18 protein-coding genes are annotated in these 19,980 nt (G+C 64.8%); 11 read left to right on the forward strand and 7 right to left on the reverse strand.

The annotated features are described in order from the left end of the window. Positions 1–5: 5 nt before the first annotated feature. Positions 6–908, reverse strand: a complete 903-nt coding sequence (locus DKK67_RS06355) for a LysR family transcriptional regulator ArgP (RefSeq protein WP_111495478.1) — start codon at positions 906–908, stop codon at positions 6–8. A gap of 89 nt (positions 909–997) precedes the next feature. On the opposite strand from DKK67_RS06355, the gene DKK67_RS06360 reads away from it, so the two are divergent. From DKK67_RS06360 to DKK67_RS06370, 3 genes are all read left to right on the forward strand, one after another. Next, positions 998–1,630, forward strand: coding sequence for a LysE/ArgO family amino acid transporter (locus DKK67_RS06360; protein ID WP_111495480.1), 633 nt, complete (start codon positions 998–1,000; stop codon positions 1,628–1,630). A 49-nt stretch (positions 1,631–1,679) separates the two neighbouring features. Next, positions 1,680–2,042 (forward strand): DUF4870 family protein, encoded by a 363-nt coding sequence (locus DKK67_RS06365; protein WP_111495482.1) that lies wholly within the window; start codon positions 1,680–1,682, stop codon positions 2,040–2,042. 361 nt (positions 2,043–2,403) lie between these two features. After that, a complete protein-coding gene (locus tag DKK67_RS06370) occupies positions 2,404–4,476 on the forward strand; it encodes a phosphatase PAP2 family protein (protein WP_111495484.1) in 2,073 nt (690 codons plus the stop codon). Between the two features lie 108 nt (positions 4,477–4,584). Here DKK67_RS06370 and DKK67_RS06375 read toward each other — a convergent pair whose 3' ends face one another. After that, positions 4,585–4,887: a DUF6316 family protein gene (locus DKK67_RS06375; RefSeq protein ID WP_111495486.1), complete on the reverse strand. Its 303-nt coding sequence runs from the start codon at positions 4,885–4,887 to the stop codon at positions 4,585–4,587. Positions 4,888–5,603: 716 nt separating this feature from the next. Here DKK67_RS06375 and DKK67_RS06380 point away from each other — a divergent pair. The 3 genes from DKK67_RS06380 (at position 5,604) to DKK67_RS06390 (ending at position 8,950) form a co-directional block, all read left to right on the forward strand. Continuing rightward, positions 5,604–6,620 (forward strand): OmpA family protein, encoded by a 1,017-nt coding sequence (locus DKK67_RS06380; RefSeq protein WP_162628766.1) that lies wholly within the window; start codon positions 5,604–5,606, stop codon positions 6,618–6,620. A gap of 60 nt (positions 6,621–6,680) precedes the next feature. Next, on the forward strand, positions 6,681–8,162 hold the full coding sequence (locus DKK67_RS22015) for a thrombospondin type 3 repeat-containing protein (protein ID WP_204355742.1): 1,482 nt from the start codon (positions 6,681–6,683) through the stop codon (positions 8,160–8,162). 260 nt (positions 8,163–8,422) lie between these two features. Then, positions 8,423–8,950 carry a YgjV family protein gene (locus DKK67_RS06390; RefSeq protein ID WP_111495492.1) on the forward strand — a complete coding sequence of 176 codons (528 nt, stop codon included), beginning with the start codon at positions 8,423–8,425 and terminating at the stop codon, positions 8,948–8,950. A gap of 65 nt (positions 8,951–9,015) precedes the next feature. On the opposite strand, the gene DKK67_RS06395 is transcribed toward DKK67_RS06390, so the two are convergent. From DKK67_RS06395 to DKK67_RS06415, 5 genes are all read right to left on the reverse strand, one after another. Beyond that, positions 9,016–10,323, reverse strand: a complete 1,308-nt coding sequence (locus tag DKK67_RS06395) for an MFS transporter (RefSeq protein ID WP_111495494.1) — start codon at positions 10,321–10,323, stop codon at positions 9,016–9,018. An 84-nt stretch (positions 10,324–10,407) separates the two neighbouring features. Continuing rightward, positions 10,408–11,511 carry a DUF1513 domain-containing protein gene (locus tag DKK67_RS06400; RefSeq protein WP_111495496.1) on the reverse strand — a complete coding sequence of 368 codons (1,104 nt, stop codon included), beginning with the start codon at positions 11,509–11,511 and terminating at the stop codon, positions 10,408–10,410. A gap of 3 nt (positions 11,512–11,514) precedes the next feature. Beyond that, positions 11,515–12,549, reverse strand: coding sequence for an imelysin family protein (locus DKK67_RS06405; RefSeq protein WP_111495498.1), 1,035 nt, complete (start codon positions 12,547–12,549; stop codon positions 11,515–11,517). Positions 12,550–12,562: 13 nt separating this feature from the next. Beyond that, positions 12,563–13,963 carry a di-heme oxidoreductase family protein gene (locus DKK67_RS06410; protein ID WP_228160524.1) on the reverse strand — a complete coding sequence of 467 codons (1,401 nt, stop codon included), beginning with the start codon at positions 13,961–13,963 and terminating at the stop codon, positions 12,563–12,565. A gap of 103 nt (positions 13,964–14,066) precedes the next feature. After that, positions 14,067–15,368, reverse strand: a complete 1,302-nt coding sequence (locus DKK67_RS06415; RefSeq protein ID WP_111495500.1) for an imelysin family protein — start codon at positions 15,366–15,368, stop codon at positions 14,067–14,069. Positions 15,369–15,536: 168 nt separating this feature from the next. On the opposite strand from DKK67_RS06415, the gene DKK67_RS06420 reads away from it, so the two are divergent. From DKK67_RS06420 to DKK67_RS06440, 5 genes are all read left to right on the forward strand, one after another. Beyond that, entirely contained in the window at positions 15,537–16,382 is an 846-nt protein-coding gene (locus tag DKK67_RS06420) for a 23S rRNA (adenine(2030)-N(6))-methyltransferase RlmJ (protein WP_111495502.1), read from the forward strand. Positions 16,383–16,444: 62 nt separating this feature from the next. Beyond that, positions 16,445–16,855 carry a DUF1330 domain-containing protein gene (locus tag DKK67_RS06425; RefSeq protein WP_111495504.1) on the forward strand — a complete coding sequence of 137 codons (411 nt, stop codon included), beginning with the start codon at positions 16,445–16,447 and terminating at the stop codon, positions 16,853–16,855. A gap of 1 nt (position 16,856) precedes the next feature. Continuing rightward, entirely contained in the window at positions 16,857–18,044 is a 1,188-nt protein-coding gene (locus tag DKK67_RS06430) for a hypothetical protein (protein WP_111495506.1), read from the forward strand. 34 nt (positions 18,045–18,078) lie between these two features. Next, a complete protein-coding gene (locus tag DKK67_RS06435; RefSeq protein ID WP_111495508.1) occupies positions 18,079–18,882 on the forward strand; it encodes a mechanosensitive ion channel family protein in 804 nt (267 codons plus the stop codon). 32 nt (positions 18,883–18,914) lie between these two features. After that, on the forward strand, positions 18,915–19,922 hold the full coding sequence (locus DKK67_RS06440) for an META domain-containing protein (protein WP_111495510.1): 1,008 nt from the start codon (positions 18,915–18,917) through the stop codon (positions 19,920–19,922). The last annotated feature ends 58 nt before the right edge of the window (positions 19,923–19,980 follow it).

Genomic DNA, 19,980 nt, shown 5'->3' on the forward strand with positions numbered 1-19,980 from the left:
TCGCCTCAGGCCATGGGCTGGAGCAGTTGCCGGCCAGCCCGGGCGATGGTTTCGGTCAGTCGCTCCATAAACTCCCCGCCGTGCCGCCAGTAATGCCAGTAGAGCGGTACGGTCACCGCCGTCTCCTCATCAAGGTTCACCAGGGCGCCTGCCGGCACCAGCAGCGTGGTGTCCTGGTTGGCGATCATGTTGTCGGGAATCATCCCATAGCCCATGCCCGCCATGGCCAGCCGGATGAAGCCCTCCGACGACGGGCACAAGTGGTACGGAAAGCGCCCGTGGTAGCCGCACTGCGCCAGGAACCGGTGCTGCAGCTGGTCGTGGGGGCCGAATACGATGGCCGGCGCCTCGCGGAAAGCCTCGGCGGTCAGGCCACTGCCAAAGTGCTGCTCCACGTAGTCGGCCCGGGCCCAGGCGCGGTAGGGCATCTGGCCCAGTTCGATGCAGCGGGCGCCGGCGACCGGCTGATCGCTGCTGCACAGGCAGGCCGCTACATCCCCTTCGCGCATGCGGCGCAGGCCCACGTCCTGGTCCTCCACCACCATGTCCAGCAGCAGTCCTTCCTGCTGGCAAAACGCGCCGATGGCGTCGCCCCACCAGGTGGCCAGACTGTCGGCATTGAGCGCGATGCGCAGCCGCGTTCGATCTTCCGACAGCGCGGGTATCTGCCGGCGCAGGTCACGTTCCAGCAGTTGCACCTGCTGGGCGTGGTTGAGCAGCCGGCGCCCGGCGGGCGTGGCCTGCAGGTTGGGGTGGCGGGTCAGCACCGGCTGGCCCAGGCGGGATTCCAGCAGCTTGATCCGCTGCGACACGGCGGACTGCGACAGCCCCAGCGCCAGGCCGGCCCGCTCGAAGCCGCCGGTTTCCACGACGGTGATCAGGGCTTCCAGGAGTTTGTAGTCGAGCATAAGAAAATCTAATGCAGTATTAGCAATATGATTTTTTAGTATAGCCGGATTCGATTAGCCTTGCCCTGCAACTTGAGGGAGAAGGCACCATGTTACAGAGCTACCTGACCGGTCTCGTCGTCTGCGGCGGCATCATCATCGCCATAGGCGCCCAGAACGCCTACCTGCTGGGGCAGGCCTTCCGACGCGAGCATCACTGGTGGTCGGCGGCGCTGTGCATGAGTTCGGACGTCATCCTGTTCAGTCTGGGGATGCTCGGTGTCAGCGCGGCGCTGGTCGCCATGCCTTCGGCGCTGGACGTGCTGCGCTGGGCTGGCGTGGCTTTCCTGCTGTGGCTGTCGTTTACCGCTTTCCTGCGGGCGTTGCAGGGGCGCGGCGGCCTGCAGGCCGAGGAAACCACGCGCCGCAGTCTGGGCGCGGTGTTGATGACCACCCTGGCGGTGACGCTGCTCAACCCACAGGTCTATCTGGACACTCTACTGCTGATTCCATCCATCGGTGCCCAGCAACCGGAACCGCTGGGCTTTGTGGCCGGCGCCAGCAGCGCGTCGGTCATGTGGTTCACTCTGCTGGCCTGGGGCGGTGCCGCGCTGGCGCCGGTGCTGTCACGCCCGATCGCCTGGCGCATCATCGACGGCGCCATTTCGCTGATGATGCTGGCCATCGCCGTGCACCTGATCGTTAACGGCATTCACGTACCGGAGGCGGGCGCAAGCACCTGATGGATTCCGATATACTGCGGGTATGTCCAAGCCAACTGAGGAACGCACATTGACGGATTCCGACTTTCGTCCGGCCGAAGACGACCCGCTGCTGCGCCGCAGCGATCCCGCCCGCAACCTGGCGGTGGCGGTCTACATCCTGCAGGCCCTGGCCTTCTTTCTGGGCGGCATTACCGGCCTGATCGGCGTCATCATCAATTACGTCAAGCTCGACGAAGTGACCGGCACCTGGGTCGAGCCTCACTTTCGCTGGCAGATCAAGACGTTCTGGATTGGTCTGGCGTGGACGGTCATCGGCATCATCACCGCGCCGATCCTGGTGGGGTGGTTCATCCTGCTCGGGATCACCATCTGGGTGATCTATCGCGTCGTCAAAGGGGCCCTGGCGTTGAACGATGGCAAAGGGCCTTGAACGGGCCTTAATCGAAAGCGCCCTGAATCGGCGAGTCCTCAAGACAGTCCTTCCATGATGGGGAGCCGCCGGGCTCCCCCGTATTCCCGTCACAAGCCGGATATCCATGATCGATCCGCCGAGCTGAAAAGAGCCGGTGGAAGCTTCGTTGATCCAGGTCAATTGAGATCGAGAATCGGTTTCATCTTCACAAAAGCGTCACCGTTCTATAACCAAAACTGCTTAGCGTCCTAAGTCCCCTGGGCTCTGGGTAACCCGTCGTTATCAAGAGCGGGAGCCGGAGCCTCCTTCGAGACCCATGAAAAGCGAGATGGTTATGAGTGACGCACGCACGTGGAAAAGTGCTGGCCTGCCTTTGGCTATGGCCGCCTTAACGGCCCTGGCGCTGGCCGGTTGCAACGACAGTTCGGACGACGACGGCTCGGCCGATGCCGGCAAACCCGCCAGGCCCACCGGGGTTGGCGCGGAACTGGTGGTCGAGGTGCCTGAGGTCTATTACCCGCTGCCGTCGGTGGAGTATGCCGAGAACAACGCCGATGGCACGCTGCGCTACATCATTGGCGACAATCCGGTGTCCTACCTGCTGGGCGGCATCAACGACATCTGGAAGGGCACATCGGATAGCTGGCAGTCGGGCGCCAACGGCGACGGCCCGGACAGCTACCTGAGCGACCCGATCGTGGATGCGCAAACCTGGCAGGAGAATATCCAGTACGTCATCGACGTCACCAACAACCGGACCGACGAGGAAGCCATCCTGGCGTTCCTGGACGATCGCCGCAGCAAGAATTACAGCATCATCGACGGCTACGGCCCGCTGACCGAAGCCTACGTGGCCGGCTCCGGCGCCTACACCGACATCGCCGTGCCCACCACCGCGCAGGTCCTTTCCGACGTGAATTACGCGCCGGATTCCAACGACAACATCGTGTTCGCCGGCGACACCACCGGCACCCTGGGCGAGATCGTCAGCCTGGTAGATGCCTTCCGTCAGCGTTCGCCGGCGTCCACCAGCGCCTCCAAGTATACCTTCTCCACGCCGCGCCCCTGGCGCATGGACGATGACGGTGCCATCGACTTCCTGGGAACCGACCAGAATTACAGCTGCATCGACAGTTCCGGCAGCGAGACCATCTACACCTACGACACCTACACCACCAGTGTGGCCGTCGTGCCCGGCCTGATGTGCGCACGCCGCGCCCACGACCCGGCCAAGGAGACCGACGGTCTCTATACCTCTACCACCGAGAACCGGCGCAAGGACGGCGGCTATCCCAGCGGTCACACCAATGCCGGTTACCTGGCGTCCATGGCCCTGGCCTATGCGCTGCCCCAGCGCTTCTCGGAGATGCTGACCCGCGCCTCGCAACTGGGCGAGGACCGCATCGTCGCCGGCATGCATTCGCCGGTGGACGTGATCGGCGGCCGCATCCATTCCATGATCGTGGCCAGCTACGCCCTGAACCAGGCGGATATCGCCGCCGAAGCGGACGCTGCCTACCAGCGGGCGCAGTCGTATTTCGGTGACCTGGCGGCCGCCGAGGACATGACCCTGTACGAGTATGCCCACCGTGAGGTGACCGACGAAGCCGGGCTGATCGACGGCAGTAACGTCAACATCGAGGTCTACGACAACAACCTCTACGACGACCACGAAGCCAACAAGGAAGCCTACCGCTTCCGCATGACCTACGGCATGACCCAGGACGCCAGCCTGGCCGGCCAGGCCCCCATCGTGCCGGAAGGCGCCGAGGCCCTGCTGAAATCGCGCCAGCCCTACCTGACCGACGCCCAGCGCCGCGCGGTGCTGTACACTACGTCCATCGACTCGGGCTACCCGATCCTGGACGACACCCATGGCTGGGGCCGCCTGGACCTGGTGACGGCCGCCGACGGCTACGGTGCTTTCGAGGGCGATGTGGCGGTGACCATGGATGCCAGCCTGGGCGGATTCGCGGTTCACGACTGGTGGCGCAACGACATCACCGGTGAAGGCATGCTCACCAAGGCGGGGACCGGCCAGTTGACCCTGACCGGCGACAACCGCTACAGCGGCGGCACGCTGCTGCAGGGTGGCATTCTGGAAGCGACCTCCACCTCGGCGCTCGGTGCAGGCGACCTGTATGTGGACGACGGCACCGCACGGGTGGATGCCGAAGGCGCCCTGGCCATCGATGGAAGCTTCACCATGGATGGCGGCGAGCTGGCACTGGTGATGGATGAGGACGCCAGCCAGGTGAGCGTGGCCAAACGCGTCTACATCGACGGCGGCGACCTGACGCTGGACTTCTCGGGCTACGCACCGGCCGCCGGTACGGCGCTGACGCTGGTGGAAGGGGCGTCTCTGCAAGGGACATTCGGCAGCGTGGATGCCGGCGACGTGACGGTTGAGTTGAGCTACACCGACAGCAGCGTGATCGCCACTGTCCAGTAATCCCCGACGCGCATTTTATGGCCCGTCGTGGCCCGCGATTGCCCGTGGCCGGGTGGTCGCGGGCACTCCCTCCGGAATGCTGCTATCGGTCTGAATGACACTGTCGGTTCAGTGTGCCGGTTGCCAGCGGTGTTGCGAGGCGATGTGCGCCTCCATGCAGATGGCGCAGTTGCGCTTGCGGCAGGTGTCGGGATCGTGCACTTCCATGCCGAGGCTGTGGCCGTCCTCCGCTGCAGCGCGCGGCAGATCCCGGAACTGGCTGATGTGGCGTTCCAGGGCCGATTCCGCTTCGCCAACGTTACCGAACGGGCCCAGATCCACCGCTTCCCGGGTCCTGACATACCAGCCGACCAGCGTATGGACGAAGCGCTCGCTGCGAACCGGTCGATACATCTTCTGTTGCACACTCATGCCGACGACTCCCTGATGCGCATGGCCTTTTCCATACGACTACCCATGCGAATGCCCACTCGAACACCCATTCGAACGACCGTCCAAACGCCCCGCTGACGATGACCCAACCGGAGACGGCCTGCGGTCATCCTGCTCCGCCGCCGTGGGATTTGATTTGGCCGCTGTGACATTCGTCACATTCATTCTGGCCAACCGGCGGTGGGGGAAACGCCCCCAACCACTTGCCGCGATCCTCCCCGTAAAAAAAATTCTCGAATGTTGCATCCGAATGCGCGCCTCGAACGCATTGGCTATAGCGGAGTGTTTATTTTCTGGATTGCAATAGAAAAAAGCACGGTTTTACCAGTTTTGACAATTTGGCGAGCTGGTACATCTGTTCCATCAAATTGCTGTTTTGTCTGGCAATTAGCTTTTGCAGATTGTTGGGCTGACTGAAATGTCATGTCGCCGTGTCAGAGAGGTCATGGCGACGCTGTGATGTCGATCACTATTTTCAAGAACAGGAGGCCATTTCCCGTTTGCCGAATGCCTCTTTCACAAGAAGAACGGCAAGCCGAGTCGGTAGGCGCCACAAGCGCAGCAGGAATGGACTCTGAGGAAGACCGCTCTTCAGACCGGGAAACCGGGCTGCAGTGAGAGCCAGTCAACAAAAAAGGGACAAGCCGATGAGACATCGAATCACTGAAGTTATTTGCTGTAGTGCGTTGTGTTCCATGCTTCCGGCGGGGATCGCCCTGGCCGCATCGAATCCCGATGACGGTCACCGCCAGGAGTTCTCCTTCCAGGGTGCCTATCTGATCACCGATGACGACCGTACCGACGAATACGGTTCGGGGGTGCGCGCCACCTACGGCTTCCAGTTGGACGAAAGCCTGTGGCTGGAGCCCCACCTGTTCGCCAACATCATCGAGACCGGTGACGACGCCGGGGTCGACGCCTACCAGCAGGGGCTGGGCAGCGACCTGGCCTACCGCTTCCGCACCGACAGTGACCTGCAACCGTTCGTGCTCGCCGGCCTGGGCGTTTCACGAAACGACGTGGACGGGGACGACGAGAGCGAGTTTGGCGGCTTTGCCAATGTGGGCGTGGGCCTCCTGAGCCCGGCCTTCACGGAAACCGGTCTGCGCGTTCGCGCCGATGCCCGCTACCTCTACGACACCTACGACGATGGCTACCAGGACATCCACATTGCGCTGGGGATCACCATTCCCATCGGCGCGGTGCGTGAGCGCGTGGTGGAGAAGACCGTGGTGGTCGAGAAGACCCGCGTCCAGGAGCTGGCGGATTCCGATGGTGACGGCGTCGTCGACGGCGTTGACCAGTGCCCCAACACGCTTGAGGGGCTGGATGTCGATGCCGTTGGCTGCGTCGATTCGGGCCAGGCCCAGACCGTTGTGCTGCGGGGCGTCAGCTTCGAGTTCAACTCCGCCCGCCTGACCGCCAACGCGCGCGACATCCTGCAGCGCGCCGGCGATGCCCTGCAGGGGCAGCCGGACCTGAAGGTTGAGCTGGCCGGACACACCGACAACGTCGGCGCCGCCGCCTACAACCAGCAGCTGTCCCAGGAACGGGCGGACGCCGTGCGTGACTACCTGCTGGATCAGGGCGTGCGCCCGGGGCAGGTCACCGCCACGGGCTATGGCGAGACGCAACCACTGATGTCGAACGACACCGAGCAGGGTCGCGAGAGAAACCGGCGCGTTGAATTCAACGTCCTCTCTGGCGAATAAGCAGAAAAGGGAGAAGTGATCATGTTGAACAGGAAGCTTTGGTTCGCACTCTTGGGCTTGATGACCCTTTTTGTTCTCGCTGGCTGTAATTCCGACAGCAGCGGGGATTCGGACTCGGCGGTAGCCGGTGTGGTGGAAGAGCAGAACGACGATGGCGACGGCATCGCCGAGGATGAGGACAATTGTCCCGCCATCTTCAACCCATTGCAGGAAGACGCCGACGGCGATGGCATCGGCGATGCCTGCGACACCGATTCGGACAACGACGGCCTCAGTGACGCCGCCGATAACTGCCCGCTGGTGGCCAACCCCGGCCAGGAGGACGCCGATGGCGACGGCCTGGGTGATGTCTGTGACAACAACGCCGACGGCGACATGGACGGCTTCGACGACGACGTCGACAACTGCCCGGCCGTGCCGAACCCGGGCCAGGAGAACCAGGATCGCGATTCCTTCGGCGATGCCTGCGATTCGGACCAGGACGGCGACGGCGTCGACAACGGTGCCGATAATTGCCCGGCGGTATCGAATGCCAGTCAGGCGGATCTCGATGGCGATGGACTCGGTAACGCCTGCGATGCCGATCAGGACGATGACGGTATAGACAACGATCCTGACAATTGCCCATTCTTTGACAACCCGAGCCAGGAAGATACGGACGGTGACGGTACCGGCAATGCCTGTGAGGATGCTCGAGACAGCGACGGCGACGGTTTGCCAGAAGATCCCAATGGTGATGGGGACACGTCGGATTCCGTCGACAATTGCCCGAATGTGGCCAATCCGAACCAGTCGGATCTCGATAACGACGAGGTTGGCGACGCCTGCGACGCCGACACCGACGGCGACGGCATCGAAGACGAGAACGCGCTGGGCCAGCCCAACGACAACTGCCCGCTGGTGCAGAACGCGGATCAGGCCGACACCGACGGCGATGGCCTGGGTGACGCCTGCGACCTGATCGACGATACCGAGTACGCCTGCGACATCTCCGGGGAAACGTTCTCCCCATTCCTGGCCGATAACGACGCCACGTCCACGGCAGATGATTCCGGCTGTCTGCTGGGCGGTGTCCTCGGCGGCGCGACCTGTGGCGTCAGCGGGGCGGCCAACGTGATCGACAATGATCTGGGCAACGCCGCGACCATCTACAACACCAATCTGCTGGGCCTGTCAGAGGCCATGCTGCGGGTCGCCGATACCTCCGGTTTCGTCTATCCGGGCCAAAACGTGCTGGGCGTGTCCATTGCCGAGAGCGCACAGCTCTTGCAGCTGGACCTCCTGGCCAACAACACCCTGATCGTCCGTACCCTGCTGGACGGTGAAGTACAGGAAAGCAGTGACGGAGACATCGGTGTGGATCTGGACCTGTTGGGTGTATCCGGCATGCTGGGCGGCACCGAACAGGGCTTCCTGGTGTTCCAGACCTCTCTGCCGTTCAATCAGGTGGAAATCATCAACGGCGGCTTCGGATTGTTGTCGGTGCTTGACGAGTTCAGCGTCTACAGCGTCTGCGCCAGCCGCACCGAGGTGACCCCATAATGTCCCGATAGCAAAGAACGTCTTCCTTGCGGCGTGAGGATTTGGGTCGGCATCTGCCGGCCCTTTTTTGTGGTCTTACAGTCGTCGCCGGGAGCCTTTCCCACATTGATCAGGCCCCGATGGTCGCGAGCGTCTGTTCTGGAGTGCAGCGAGGGTTGTCTGCCGGACGCAGGCCACGTAGCCTTCCGGGTGCTTGTCGATCGATCCGAGCCCATCTTTGTGCGGCATCATGCTGCCCATTCCGGAGAGTGACGTTCCCCATGCTGGAAAACCACAGCGCCCTGGCCGGACAGGTCTTCGGTCTCATCTCGCTGATCCTCTGTGCCCTGGCGTTTGCCAGCAAGCAGGATGATCGGCTGCTGAAGCTGCTGCTTGCGGCGAACGTGGCCTTCGCGCTGCAGTTTCTGTTCTTCGAAAGCTGGACGGCTGCCGCCCTGACGGTACTGGTGATCGTGCGTATCGGGCTGGCGAGGCGTTATCCGGGCAACCGGGGCGTGATGGCGCTGGTTCTGGCGGCCAGCGGCATGGCTGCGGCGCTGACCTGGCAGGGATGGGCGGATCTGCCGGCTCTCGTGGCCATGGTACTGGGAACCATGGGCATGTTCCTGTTGCGGGGCATCCCCATGCGTGTCTGCCTGGGCCTGGCCGCCGTGGCCTGGATGCTCAGCCACCTGCTGGTCGGCTCGGTTGGCGGGACACTGGCCGAAGGCCTCGTGCTCTTCACCAACGCCATTACCATTTACCGTCTGATGCGGGACCGGCGGCGTTATCCGGACGTGATTCGATAGCGTTTCGGGTTCACGTCGGGCCCGGCCCGGACCTTACCCCATCTTCCGTTTACTCCACTTTCCGGTTACTCCACCTCTTTCAGGCGCACCGCACTGACCGTCCCCGCCGCGCCCATCAGGCCCAGCAGGAGGATCACCGCCGTCGGCGAAATCAGGGAGGCCAGGGCGCTGATGCCGCCGGTGACCAGTAACAATACGCCGATCACGGTGTTGCTCACCGATGTGTAGTCGGTGCGCTTGTTGCCGCCGGCCATATCCACCAGGTAGGTCTTTCGGCCCAGGCGCACGCCGGCGTGGGCGATGCTCAGGACGAAAAAGGCGGCCGGGTAGAACCAGGGGGAGCTGGCCGATTCTCCGGTAATCAGGTTCCACACGCCGATCACCAGGCACACGCCGCTGGCAATCACGGCGCCGCGAATCATCACCTGGCGGCTGGATCGGTCCGCCATCCAGCCCCAGACGGTGGCGCTGACTGAGCTGGCAAGGCTGCTGGCGAGCAGGAAGCTGCCCAGCAACCAGCCGCTGTCGTCCTGCTGCTGCGCCAGCAGCACGAAGTAGGGGGAAGCCAGGGCGGAGCACAGCAGCAAGGCCCGGGTGATGACGAAATGGCGAAAAGGCGCGTCGTCCCGCAGCAGCGACAGGTTCCTGATGGCTTCCTGCAAGGCGTGGCCGCCACCGCTGGTCTCGCCCGGTTCTTCCTCTATTCCGGAAAACAGCACGCTGGCGATCACCCAGAGAACCGCCGCCAGACCCAGCAGAGAAACGTAGAATGGCAGTGTCGGTTCGCCTCGCTCCCAGAACAGCAGGACGGTCAGCAGCACCGTGGCCGAGCCGCCGATGGTGGTGGCCAGTCCGCCCAGTCGGCCGCGCCGGGTCTTGGGCACGCACTTGCCCTGCACGTCTTTCATCGCCACCGAGCAGAAGCCGCGGGCCAGAGAGAACAGGATCAGCGCGCCCACCACGCCGAGCCCGGCGGCGTTGCCGTCCAGAAACCAGACGCTGCCGGCCATGGCGGCGACGCTGACGGCCTGGCCCAGGCTGCCGCCTACCCAGAACCACTTGCGCACCGGGCGCTGGCGGACCCAGGCGCCGATGACCATCTGCGGAATCAGCGACCCCGACTCGCGGATGGGCACCAGCCAGGCCACCAGCGCCGGGGCGCCGACGGCCCCGAGCAACCAGGCGAGCACCGTTTTGGGACTGATCAGCAGATCGCCCAGCTTGGTCAGCACCAGGCTGCCCAGGATCAGGAAAAAGTTACGCGGGACTTCCTGGCAGGCATCGTCGGAAATGTCCGTGCAGACGCGGGCGTCCTCTTCGTTGGCGATCAGGCTGTAGAGTTTTTCGGTGGTGTCGCGCTGCGGCTCTGCCAAGGGGCCTCCGATTCCGTAAGCAAAAGAACGCCAAGGATAGCAGCGCGGTGCCCCGTCGTCAGCGCGACGGCTTAACCGGAACGTTCATCCGAAGAGCGTCAGATGGTTGTCCCAGCGGATGTCTGGATGGGACAGGGTTTCGGTGCCCGCGCTGTCCGCGTGGATTCGCTGCACCGAGCCGTTGCCGGAGGAGACCACAAACGAGTCGTCGGCCAGGGGCAGGGCGCCTGCCACGTCCGCCACATCGAGATGACGGACCAGGGCGCCGGTAGCGTGGTTGATCACCACCACCAGGCCACCGCGAGGCGCAGTGACGACGGTGTAGGGGCCGGTATGAGAGCAGGCGATGCTGGCGGTGTAGTTGCGCAGGCGCGGCTGCAGGTCGTCGGGCAGGGAGATTTCGTCGAACGTGCCACGGCGGGTGTCCAGTCGGGCGATCAGCGGCGGCGTTTCCCACTCCGGGCCCTGGTGCTGGTAGCCCGCGATTACGATACCGTCGGGGCTGACATCCAGGTGACGGCAGCTCAACTGGTGGTGGGAGGGCTCATGGCGCTCGCGGATCTTGCCGCTGTGCCGATCCATCAACAGCAACGCCGGCCGCATCGTATCCAGGTTGAGCTTGATGCGGTCGTAGTCGGGGTGGGTTTCGATCCCGCCCAGGGCCACGATCAGCGTCTCGCCGTCGGGATGCAGGCGCAGTTCGTGGGGCCCGATGCCGTCGACCGGCATATCCCGCACCGCACGGTAATTCCGGTCGGCGTCGTATACGCGCACCAGCCCTTCGCCGGTGGTGTAGTGGTTCATGGTCACGTAGAGAAAGCGACCGTCCGGGCTGAACACGCCGTGGCCGTAGAAATGGTGGTCCGTGCCGGCGGCGATGGTCGCCACCGTCTCGCCCCGTGCGGTATCGACCACGTAGAAATGCCGTCCCGGCCGGCGGGCAAACAGCAGCGCCTGGTCCGATGCCGGACGGGCGCAGCCACCGTGGCAGCGGTCCGCTACCGGCAGCCGGAAGCGCGGGCGGCCTTGCAGGTCGATGCCGGCGATGAAGTGCTTTCCTGCCGGGTCGTCCACTGCGCTGAGGATCAGCGGTTCACGGTTCAGGCCGGCGGCGAGGGTCAGGCGACCGGTGCTGGCCGCCATCAGGGCGGCGGCGGTGGCTTGCAGGAAATGTCGGCGGCTGAGCATGGATCAGTCCCCGTCGCTGGCGTTGAAACCGCGAGTCACGCCCAGAGCCGGGGCAATGCGGCCGGCCAGAACCTGCTCCAGTTGGGTCACCTCGATGTACAGCGACTGCAGTTGGGCGTAGCCCGCCTCGTCATCCAGCAGGGGGGCCATCGCCGTGGGCAGGGCCTGGAACTCGTCGAGCGTGTTCTGTAGCTGCTGATCGAGTCGCTGTGCCAGGTCGGCGTGGCCGGCGGCCGTCAGCCGCGCCTGCAGGCCGGGTTTGAAGTATCGGTCGAGGCCCTCGATGGATGCCTGGATGGCCGCCAGGGATTGGCCGCTGCGCCAGGCGTCGCCCAGGTAGGGGTTGTGTCGGGTATTACCGCGCAGCCCCATCGGATCCGCCAGGCGCCGGTCCTGCAGGATTTCCAGGCCGTTCAGGGCGGCCTCCACGGTGCGGTGTTCGTAGCGATCCTGTTGTCGGTAGAAATTGCCGAAGGCGCGCCAGTCTTCGGCCAGGGTGGCGGTGGTCAGTTCCAGGTGGCCGCCGATGGCGGTGAGCAAGAGACAGGTGTTGGCAGCGGGCAGTGCGTCGTCGCCATCCTGCATGGCCGGGTCGTAGAGCAGGTATTCGATGGCTGGGAAGCCCTGCAGGGCGACGCCCGAGTCGTCCACCAGGTCCTGCACGGCGGCGTTTTCCTGCTTGAGGGCGTAGCTGACCTTGCGCGCCACCAGGTTCTTGGCATCGGGCCAGAACTGGATCTGCCAGGCGCGACTGTCCTGCTCGATGGGGCCGAAGTCGACAAAGCGGATGGCCTGCCAGTCCAGGAACGCGGCGCGCCAGTCCGCCACCAGTCTGGCGCGGCCGGTGTCGTCGGGGGCGTCGCAATAGGCCGTGGCCGATTGTTGCAGGGTCTGGGCGGAGGCGGCCAGGGCGTCGTAGCCGGACTGGAACGCCGCGTACCAGGTGTCCCGCGGCGTGTCGGCAGCCTGGGCGGTCAGGGCGAAGGCGCCGAAGACGGCGGCCAGCAGAGGACGGCCAGGACGGGCGAATGCAGGCATGGTTGATCTCCGGTCAGAGCGAGTTCAAAAAACGGATCAGGGCGGCGCGCCCGTCGCTGTCCAGCGCGCGGTAGCCGTCGCGGGAAGCCGCGGCTTCACCGCCGTGCCAGAGCACCGCTTCCTCCAGGGTGCGGGCGCGGCCGTCGTGCAGGAAGCCGGCGCGTGGGTTGACCTGTTTGGCCAGTCCGATTCCCCACAGGGGCGAGGTGCGCCACTCGTTGCCATCGGCCAGGAACTCGCCCCGGCCATCCGCCAGGGCCGGCCCCATGTCGTGCAGGAGCAGGTCGGTATACGGCCAAATGGTCTGGTGGCTGAGGTCCGGACGGTCGGCGATGGTTCCGGTGACCTGGCGCGGCGTATGGCAGCCGGCGCAGCCGATGTCATTGAAAATTCGCGCGCCCTGGCGCACCTCGGGCTGTTCCATGTTCCGCCGTACCGGTACGGCCAGGCTGCTGGCGTAGAAGTCGATGAAGCGGGCCACCTTGTCGCTGACTTCCGGCTCGCCGCCGTGGGCAAATGACTCGCATTGCTGCTGCGGCGTGCAGTCGGTGGCCGGCACCAGGCTGGAGGTCAGGCCCATGTCGCCGGCAAAGGCGTCCATGCTTTGCTGGAACACCGACGGTGCGCCGGCTTTCCAGCCGAAACGGCCGATCACGGTATCGCCGCCGGCCTTGTCCCAGACCCGGTTGATGCGGCCCGAGATGCCATCGTGGTTCTGGTCGCCGGGGTCGGCGCTGGCTTCCAGGTCGGCCGCTGGAATGGCGGCTAGCAGGCCCATGCCGATCATCGGCGGGGCGACGCGCGGGGACGTCAGCAGATTCTCCGGCAGGGGGCCGAACTGCGGGTTCTCGATGCGGTAGACCGGCCGTTCCAGGGTGATGACGGTGCCGTCGTCGAGCGTTTGTTCCACCGGCTCCCAGCTCAGGACCAGATCCGCTTCCGGCGTCTGGCCGGTGATGGCGGCGGTCTGGAGCTGGCTGCCGTAGACCGGTGCCGGTTTGAAACCGTGCCGCTTCAGGAGCTGCGCATCGGCTTGCGGATCGGCGGGCACCGACAGGCGCAGGAACAGCGAGACCGGCGCTTCACCCGGGCCGGGTGGATGGCCCCGGCCGTCCTTGATGTGGCAGCCCTGGCAGCTGTTGGTGTTGAACAGGGGGCCCAGGCCGTCGCGGGCGTCGGTGCTGGCCGGGGCTTCCACCCAGGGATTGCGGAAGAAGCTGTTGCCTACGCTGAAATCCAGGCGCCTGGTCATGGGCAGGTTGCCCTGGGGCAGGGAAAAGGCGTTGTGGTCGAACTGCTTCACGGAGCCGTCACCACCGGTCATCGGCGTGTCCTGGATGGGCGGAGCCCCGGCGGCGGGGAAGGCGGTCAGGCCCAGAAACGCGGCCAGGAACAGGGTGTAACCTTCTCTCATCAATCTCTTTGGATCTCGTGCAAACGGCACGGGCCCGGTACTCAGTCACCGGGCCCGGAAAACCAGGGCTCTTTTTCGGGAGCCCGTATTTTTACGCCAGGGCTCAGAACGTGTGGCCGGCGTCGTCCGGCTGCAGCGACTCCACGCCCAGCAGGCGGGACGCTTCCTCGATGTCGCCGGTCTGGTTCACCAGCGCGACGATGGCGTCGTTAATGATTTTTGCGCCTTGCTCGTTGCCCGGCGCAATCATCATGTCGAAGGTCATCGCGTCGCTGTCCGCCTCGGCCGTCTGCTTCATGGTCTGCAGGGCGGCCATGGTCTGGTTGAGGTCGTCACGCAGTTGCTTGTCCAGCGCCGGATCGGATTGGGCGACCAGGTCCGACAGGGATGGGCCGCTCACGGCGGTGCCGTCCACCCGGGTGTAGCTGCCGCTGTAAATGTTGCGGATGCCGAGGGCGTTGTAATAGTGCGAGTTGTGGGTGTTGTCGCTGAAGCAGTCGTGTTCGTCCTCGAACGAGTTGGCTTCCAGTGCCACTTTCATGCGCTCGCCGGCCAGCTCGCCCAGGGACAGGGAGCCCATGCCGAACAGCATTTTCTGGATCGCCGCCTGGGGTTCCATCGCGGTCAGCTCGGCACGGTAGTTGTCGGTTGTGCCCGGTGCCCACTGCGTAACCATCCACTCAAGGTCCGAGATCAGCAGGTCTGTGGCAGCATCCAGATAGGCGGCGCGGCGGTCGCAGTGGCCGTGTGTGCAACCTTCGCCCTGGACGTAATCGCTGGCGGGACGCTCGCCATTGCCGGCCTGGAAGCCGTGGGTGTCCTGACCCCAGAGCAGGAATTCGATGGCGTGGTAGCCGGTGGCCACGTTGGCCTCGGAACCGCCGATTTCGTTCAGGTCGGCCAGCAACACCGGCGTGAGGGTGGCCACATCGATGGTTTCGCCGCCGATGTTGATGGTCTCGCTGGCGATGATGTTGACCGTGGCGCCGGCATTGCCCAGCTCGTACTGGTAATCGCTGGTCTCGACGTAATCGATCATGCCTTCGTCCAGCGGCCAGGCATTGAGCTCACCTTCCCAGTCATCCACGATGGCGTTGCCGAAGCGGAACACTTCGGACTGCTGGTAGGGCACCCGGGAAGCCAGCCAGGCCTCGCGTGCCGCCTGCAGATTGGCCTCGGTGGGATTGGCGATCAGCGTATCGGTTGCGACGTCCAGGGCCCGGGCCGTGATCAGCGCATCTTCGTAGGTCGCGTGGGCGATGTCGGCGTATTGCTCGACCACGTTGGCCGGTGTGGCGGGCTTGTCCGACTGGGCCGAGTTGCCCTGGAGGCTGCTGCATGCGGTCAGCGCTACCGGAAGGGATACGGCAAACGACAGCGCTTTCATGTTAAAACCTGACTTCATCGAGTGGTGCTCCCTGTCAACCATGCGTCGTTGAATATTATTAATGATATTAATTTGTATTTGCGATTATAGAACTAACGATCGCAATTGCAATTAGTGCGAAGAGGTATTGTTCCGCTCTGGGCCCTGGGGCCTAATAACGCTTTCACCGGATGGGCACATGCCGTCATGCTGAGTTATCTCCACGCTTTCCACGCCGGCAATTTTGCCGATGTCCACAAGCACATCGGGTTGTTCCTGGCGCTACGCCTGTTGCAGAAGAAACCGTCCGCCGTGGCCTGTTTCGATACCCACGGCGGCAGTGCCTCTTACGACCTGGAGGGAGAACGACCGCGCAAGACCGGTGAGGCCGACGAAGGCATCCGCAAACTGTGGGCGTGTCGTGACGATTTGCAGCACCCGCTCTGGAAAGAGGTCTGGCGCCTGTTGGATGGGCCGGATTCGCCGGGCGGTGAAACACTGCGGTTTTACCCGGGGTCGCCGGCCTGGTTCGAACAACTGGCGCGGGACCAGGACCGGTTCACCGTATTTGAGCTTCACTCCGGCGAGAGCCAGCGGCTGCACGACTGGGCCCGTACACGCCGGGTCGATGTGCGGGCCGAGGACGGGTTTACCGGCCTGCTCAGGGCTTTGCCGCCGAAAGAGCCGCGCCTGCTGACGCTGATCGATCCGCCGTACGAGGTGAAGGACGATTACCTGACCACCGCGGAAACGGTCATCAAGGCCTGGCAGCGCTGCCGCCATGGTGTCTATCTTGTATGGTATCCGATACTGCCGGATGCCCGGCATGAGGCCATGATCCGCCGCCTGCAGGACAGCCCCGTGCGCAAGGTGCTGCATAGCCAGTACCGCCTGGAAACACCGCCGGAGCGGGGAATGGCCGGGTCGGGGCTGTTGCTGGTGAACCCGCCCTGGGAATGGGCGGGCCTGATGGAAAGTATGCTGGAGGAGGTGCGTAGCAGCGGCGCGATCGATGCCCGGCAACGCATCGACTGGGCGGTACCCGAAGCCTGACCGGCCGCCCCGGTATCTCGCGCTCCTCCGCCACCACAGACCGAAAGACGCAAGGAGCACCTATGTCCTCGATTCATCCGTCCCGCGATCGTCTTGAATCCCTCGTGCAACGCTTCTCCCCGGAGGAACCGGTGGTGATGCTCAACCTGCTGCGCTTCCGGGAGGAGGCGAGCTATGCCGAAGAAACCGACGAGCGGCCCTGTTCCGGGCGCGAAGCCTATGCCCGCTACAGCAAGCTGGCGCTCGGCCAACTGGCCCGCGTTGGTGCCCGGCCGGAATGGATGGGGCAGGCCATGGCGCCGGTGATCGCGCCGCACGACGAGGACTGGGACGAAGTGCTGCTGGTGCGTTATCCCTCGGCCCAGGCTTTCCTTAACATGGTGGCCGCGCCGGAGTATCGGGCCATTGTGCATCACCGCACGGCGGCCCTGGCCGATTCCCGCCTGATTGCCATGCGCCCTCAGTCCTCCTGATATGGGCGTCGATTCCGATTCCGGTCACCCGCAGCTCGTGGCGCGGGATCAGTGGGCCCTGCCGACCACCTCGGTACACCGCACCCTGCGCGATGCCCTGGCGGATGTGTTCGCCCGGGTGCGGGCGCCGGACTGGCTGCAGGACGAGCGCGACGCCGACGGCGAGTCCCTGCAGCCGCTAAGCGACCAGCAACTCGCCCGTTGGGCGCCGGCTCCGGATTGGCGCCGGGGCCTGGCCGGCTTTGCCGATGGCCTGGACCAGTGGCGCAATCGCTGGCGCGACAGTCAGCCGGTGACCTTTCTGGTGGCACCGCCTTTTTCGGGTGTGACGCAAGCACTGGAGGCGTTGGCCGAAGACCGCCAGTGGCGCCTGATCCAGCCGCCGCCCGGTGGCAGCATCCACCGCGGGGAAGACCTGCAGGCCTGGTGGGCCCAGTTCGAGGGCGACGAGCCCTGGGTCTTGCCGGAACTGGGCCATTGCTGGCTGCGCACGCCCGGTGGGCTGGCACTGGTGCGCCGGCTGCTGGGCGCCGCCACCGAGGGATCGCTGGGGCCTGGAATCGTGGCCGCGTCCAGTTGGTGCTGGACGTTCTGGAACCACCTGATGCCGGAGTTGCGTGTGCCGGTGGTCACCGCCCAGGCCTTCGACAGCGAGCGTCTGGGCCAGTGGCTGACCACCCTGGAGAACGACACGCGGCCCCGTTTCCACCTGACCACCGACGACAGCCTCGTGGCGGCCCCGGACGGTGAAGGCGAATCAGGTTTCCTGCGCGATCTGGCGGCCTGGTCCCGGGGCCTGCCGGAAGTTGCCTGGGCCGTGTGGCGTCGTGCTTTGCGGGCACGTCCCGAAGACAAGGCGGAGACGGCGGATGCAAACGGGGCGACTGACAACGGCGAGCGCTGCTGGGTGGTGCCCTGGTCGCAGTTGACCCTGCCGGCGCTGCCGCCGGGCGAATCCCGCCCGCTGGCTTTCGTGCTGCACGCGTTGCTGCTGCACCAGGGGCTCGATGAAAGCACCTTGCAGCCGGTCACCGGATTGGGGGATGACGACATCCAGTTGGCGCTGCATTCCCTGCGCCGTGCGGAACTGGTGGAGCCGCACCCCCGGGGCTGGTTTGTCAGCGCCGGCGGCTATCCGGCGGTGCGGCGTTACCTGCAGAGTGAAGGGTTCGCCGTGGACGGTTTCTGAGGCGGGGCCGCACCGGTTAATAGAGGAGACAGCGATGGAAGAGCTGGGACTGGGCAAGGCGCTGGAAGCGATCACCTCCGGCGCGTTGCTGGATGCGATTCTGCTGGCGATTGGCGCCTGGGTGCTGATCGTCGCCATCCAGTTGGCGGTGCCGCGGGTGGCGTCGCGCTTCTCCGGCAAGACCCGGCTGTACATCCTGGCGGTGGCCCCGCTGCTGAGGCTGGTGATCATCGTCGGCGTGATCATTCTGGTGGTGCCGATCCTGGTGGAGCCCACGTTCGAGAACCTGATTGCCATCTTCGGGGCGCTGGCCCTCGCGTTGGGGTTCGCGTTCAAGGACTACGCCAACAGCCTGCTGGCGGGTATCGTGACCCTTTACGAGATGCCATACCGGCCCGGTGACTGGATCGAGGTGGATGGCCGCTACGGTGAAGTCCGCGCCATCGGTACCCGGGCGGCGACCATCGTCACCGCGGACGACACGGCGGTGGTGATTCCCCACAGCAAGCTCTGGGACGCGTTGATCGCCAACGCCAACAGCGGCACCAGCAACCTGATGTGCGTGGCCGAGTTCTACCTGGCACCGGAGCACGACGCCGCCGAAGTCCGTACAGCCCTGCGCGATGTCGCTTTTACCAGCCCTTGGGTGAAGACCTATCAGCCGGTTATCGTTGTGCTCAGCGAAACGCCCTGGGGCACCCGTTACCGGGTCAAGGCTTACCCGATCGATCCGCGTGACCAGTTCCAGTTCATCTCCGATCTCACCATCCGCGGCAAGGTGGCGCTTCGGCAACTCAATGCGACCCCGGTGACCGCGCCGGTGGCGGTCGGCCCGTAGTGGCCGCCGACCTGGACACAAGGACCACTGTCATGAAATACCCGATCACCCTCACTCTGCTGGCTACCGCTTCGCTGCTGGGCGGTTGCGCCAGCGGTGGTGCCGTGGATGCGCCCGACCTGATCCCGGGCGAACTGGCCGCGGGGCGTTATATGGCAGAGGACGAAAACCAGGTCTGGGTCTTCTGGCCCAACGGTGTGTTTGAACGCGCTCTGGCCCGGTCTGCCGACAAACCGCCGGTCATCGACTGGGGGCAGTGGTGGCCGGTGCCGGGCGATCAGACCCTGGTGGCGCGGGGCGATGGTGCTGCGCCGGAGATGCTGCGGATCGTGTCGGGGAAAACGCTGGCGTTGCCGGTCGCCGGGACGGCGGCGCCGGTCGAGCTGGAATGGGAAGACGCTCCGGCGCCGCTGCAACAGGACCGGTCCATGGCGCTGTGTTTCATGACGATGGCGGACGCGCCGCTGGCCTATGATCCCCGCACCATGCGTAACTGGCCGGTGGCGATGGAACAGGCCTACCCGCAACTGGAAACCATCTACGCCCAGTCGGAGCGCCAGCCGCCGCAACGGGTGGCGGTGAGCGTCGATGGCCACTGGGTTCAATGGGAAGCGCCGGACGCCGGCGGCGAACAGCTCTTCCTGAGGGTGTCGCAGGTGAACGGCGTGATGGATGCGGACTCTCTGCGCTGCCCGGCGCTGGACCTGCAGGGCCAGGACTGGGTCCTGCGACAGCTGGACCGCCAACCGGTCCAGACGGAGGGCGATCACGACCCGGTGCACATCACCTTCGGAGAGGATCGCCGTGCGCACGGACTGGCGGGATGCAATCGTTTCAGCGGTCCGTTTGAACGGCGTCGGGATGCCCTGAGCCTGGGGCCGCTGGCCACCACTCGCATGATGTGCCCGCAACGGCAGGAAACCGAACAGGCGTTCCTGGATGCGCTCGGCCGCACCGAACGCTTTGCCATTGAGGGGCGCCGTCTGTTTCTGATGTCTGGTAACGGGCAGGTACTGGCGGTGTTGCGCGCTTCAGAATGACGGGGCGCGAAGCATAAAAAAGGCGTGACCCGAGGGCCACGCCTTTTTTCAATGCGAG

Source organism: Marinobacter bohaiensis (assembly GCF_003258515.1).
Taxonomy (GTDB): Bacteria; Pseudomonadota; Gammaproteobacteria; order Pseudomonadales; family Oleiphilaceae; genus Marinobacter_A; species Marinobacter_A bohaiensis.

Bases quoted from the DNA above. Each gene is read 5' to 3' on its own strand.
- DKK67_RS06390 (WP_111495492.1), top strand. From the start codon at position 8,423: ATGCTGGAAAACCACAGCGCCCTGGCCGGACAGGTCTTCGGTCTCATC.
- DKK67_RS06400 (WP_111495496.1), bottom strand. From the start codon at position 11,511: ATGCTCAGCCGCCGACATTTCCTGCAAGCCACCGCCGCCGCCCTGATG.
- DKK67_RS06370 (WP_111495484.1), top strand. From the start codon at position 2,404: ATGGCCGCCTTAACGGCCCTGGCGCTGGCCGGTTGCAACGACAGTTCG.
- DKK67_RS06405 (WP_111495498.1), bottom strand. From the start codon at position 12,549: ATGCCTGCATTCGCCCGTCCTGGCCGTCCTCTGCTGGCCGCCGTCTTC.
- DKK67_RS06355 (WP_111495478.1), bottom strand. From the start codon at position 908: ATGCTCGACTACAAACTCCTGGAAGCCCTGATCACCGTCGTGGAAACC.
- DKK67_RS06375 (WP_111495486.1), bottom strand. From the start codon at position 4,887: ATGAGTGTGCAACAGAAGATGTATCGACCGGTTCGCAGCGAGCGCTTC.
- DKK67_RS06410 (WP_228160524.1), bottom strand. From the start codon at position 13,963: ATGAGAGAAGGTTACACCCTGTTCCTGGCCGCGTTTCTGGGCCTGACC.
- DKK67_RS06435 (WP_111495508.1), top strand. From the start codon at position 18,079: ATGGAAGAGCTGGGACTGGGCAAGGCGCTGGAAGCGATCACCTCCGGC.
- DKK67_RS06425 (WP_111495504.1), top strand. From the start codon at position 16,445: ATGTCCTCGATTCATCCGTCCCGCGATCGTCTTGAATCCCTCGTGCAA.
- DKK67_RS06440 (WP_111495510.1), top strand. From the start codon at position 18,915: ATGAAATACCCGATCACCCTCACTCTGCTGGCTACCGCTTCGCTGCTG.
- DKK67_RS06415 (WP_111495500.1), bottom strand. From the start codon at position 15,368: ATGAAGTCAGGTTTTAACATGAAAGCGCTGTCGTTTGCCGTATCCCTT.
- DKK67_RS06420 (WP_111495502.1), top strand. From the start codon at position 15,537: ATGCTGAGTTATCTCCACGCTTTCCACGCCGGCAATTTTGCCGATGTC.
- DKK67_RS22015 (WP_204355742.1), top strand. From the start codon at position 6,681: ATGACCCTTTTTGTTCTCGCTGGCTGTAATTCCGACAGCAGCGGGGAT.
- DKK67_RS06380 (WP_162628766.1), top strand. From the start codon at position 5,604: ATGCTTCCGGCGGGGATCGCCCTGGCCGCATCGAATCCCGATGACGGT.
- DKK67_RS06430 (WP_111495506.1), top strand. From the start codon at position 16,857: ATGGGCGTCGATTCCGATTCCGGTCACCCGCAGCTCGTGGCGCGGGAT.
- DKK67_RS06360 (WP_111495480.1), top strand. From the start codon at position 998: ATGTTACAGAGCTACCTGACCGGTCTCGTCGTCTGCGGCGGCATCATC.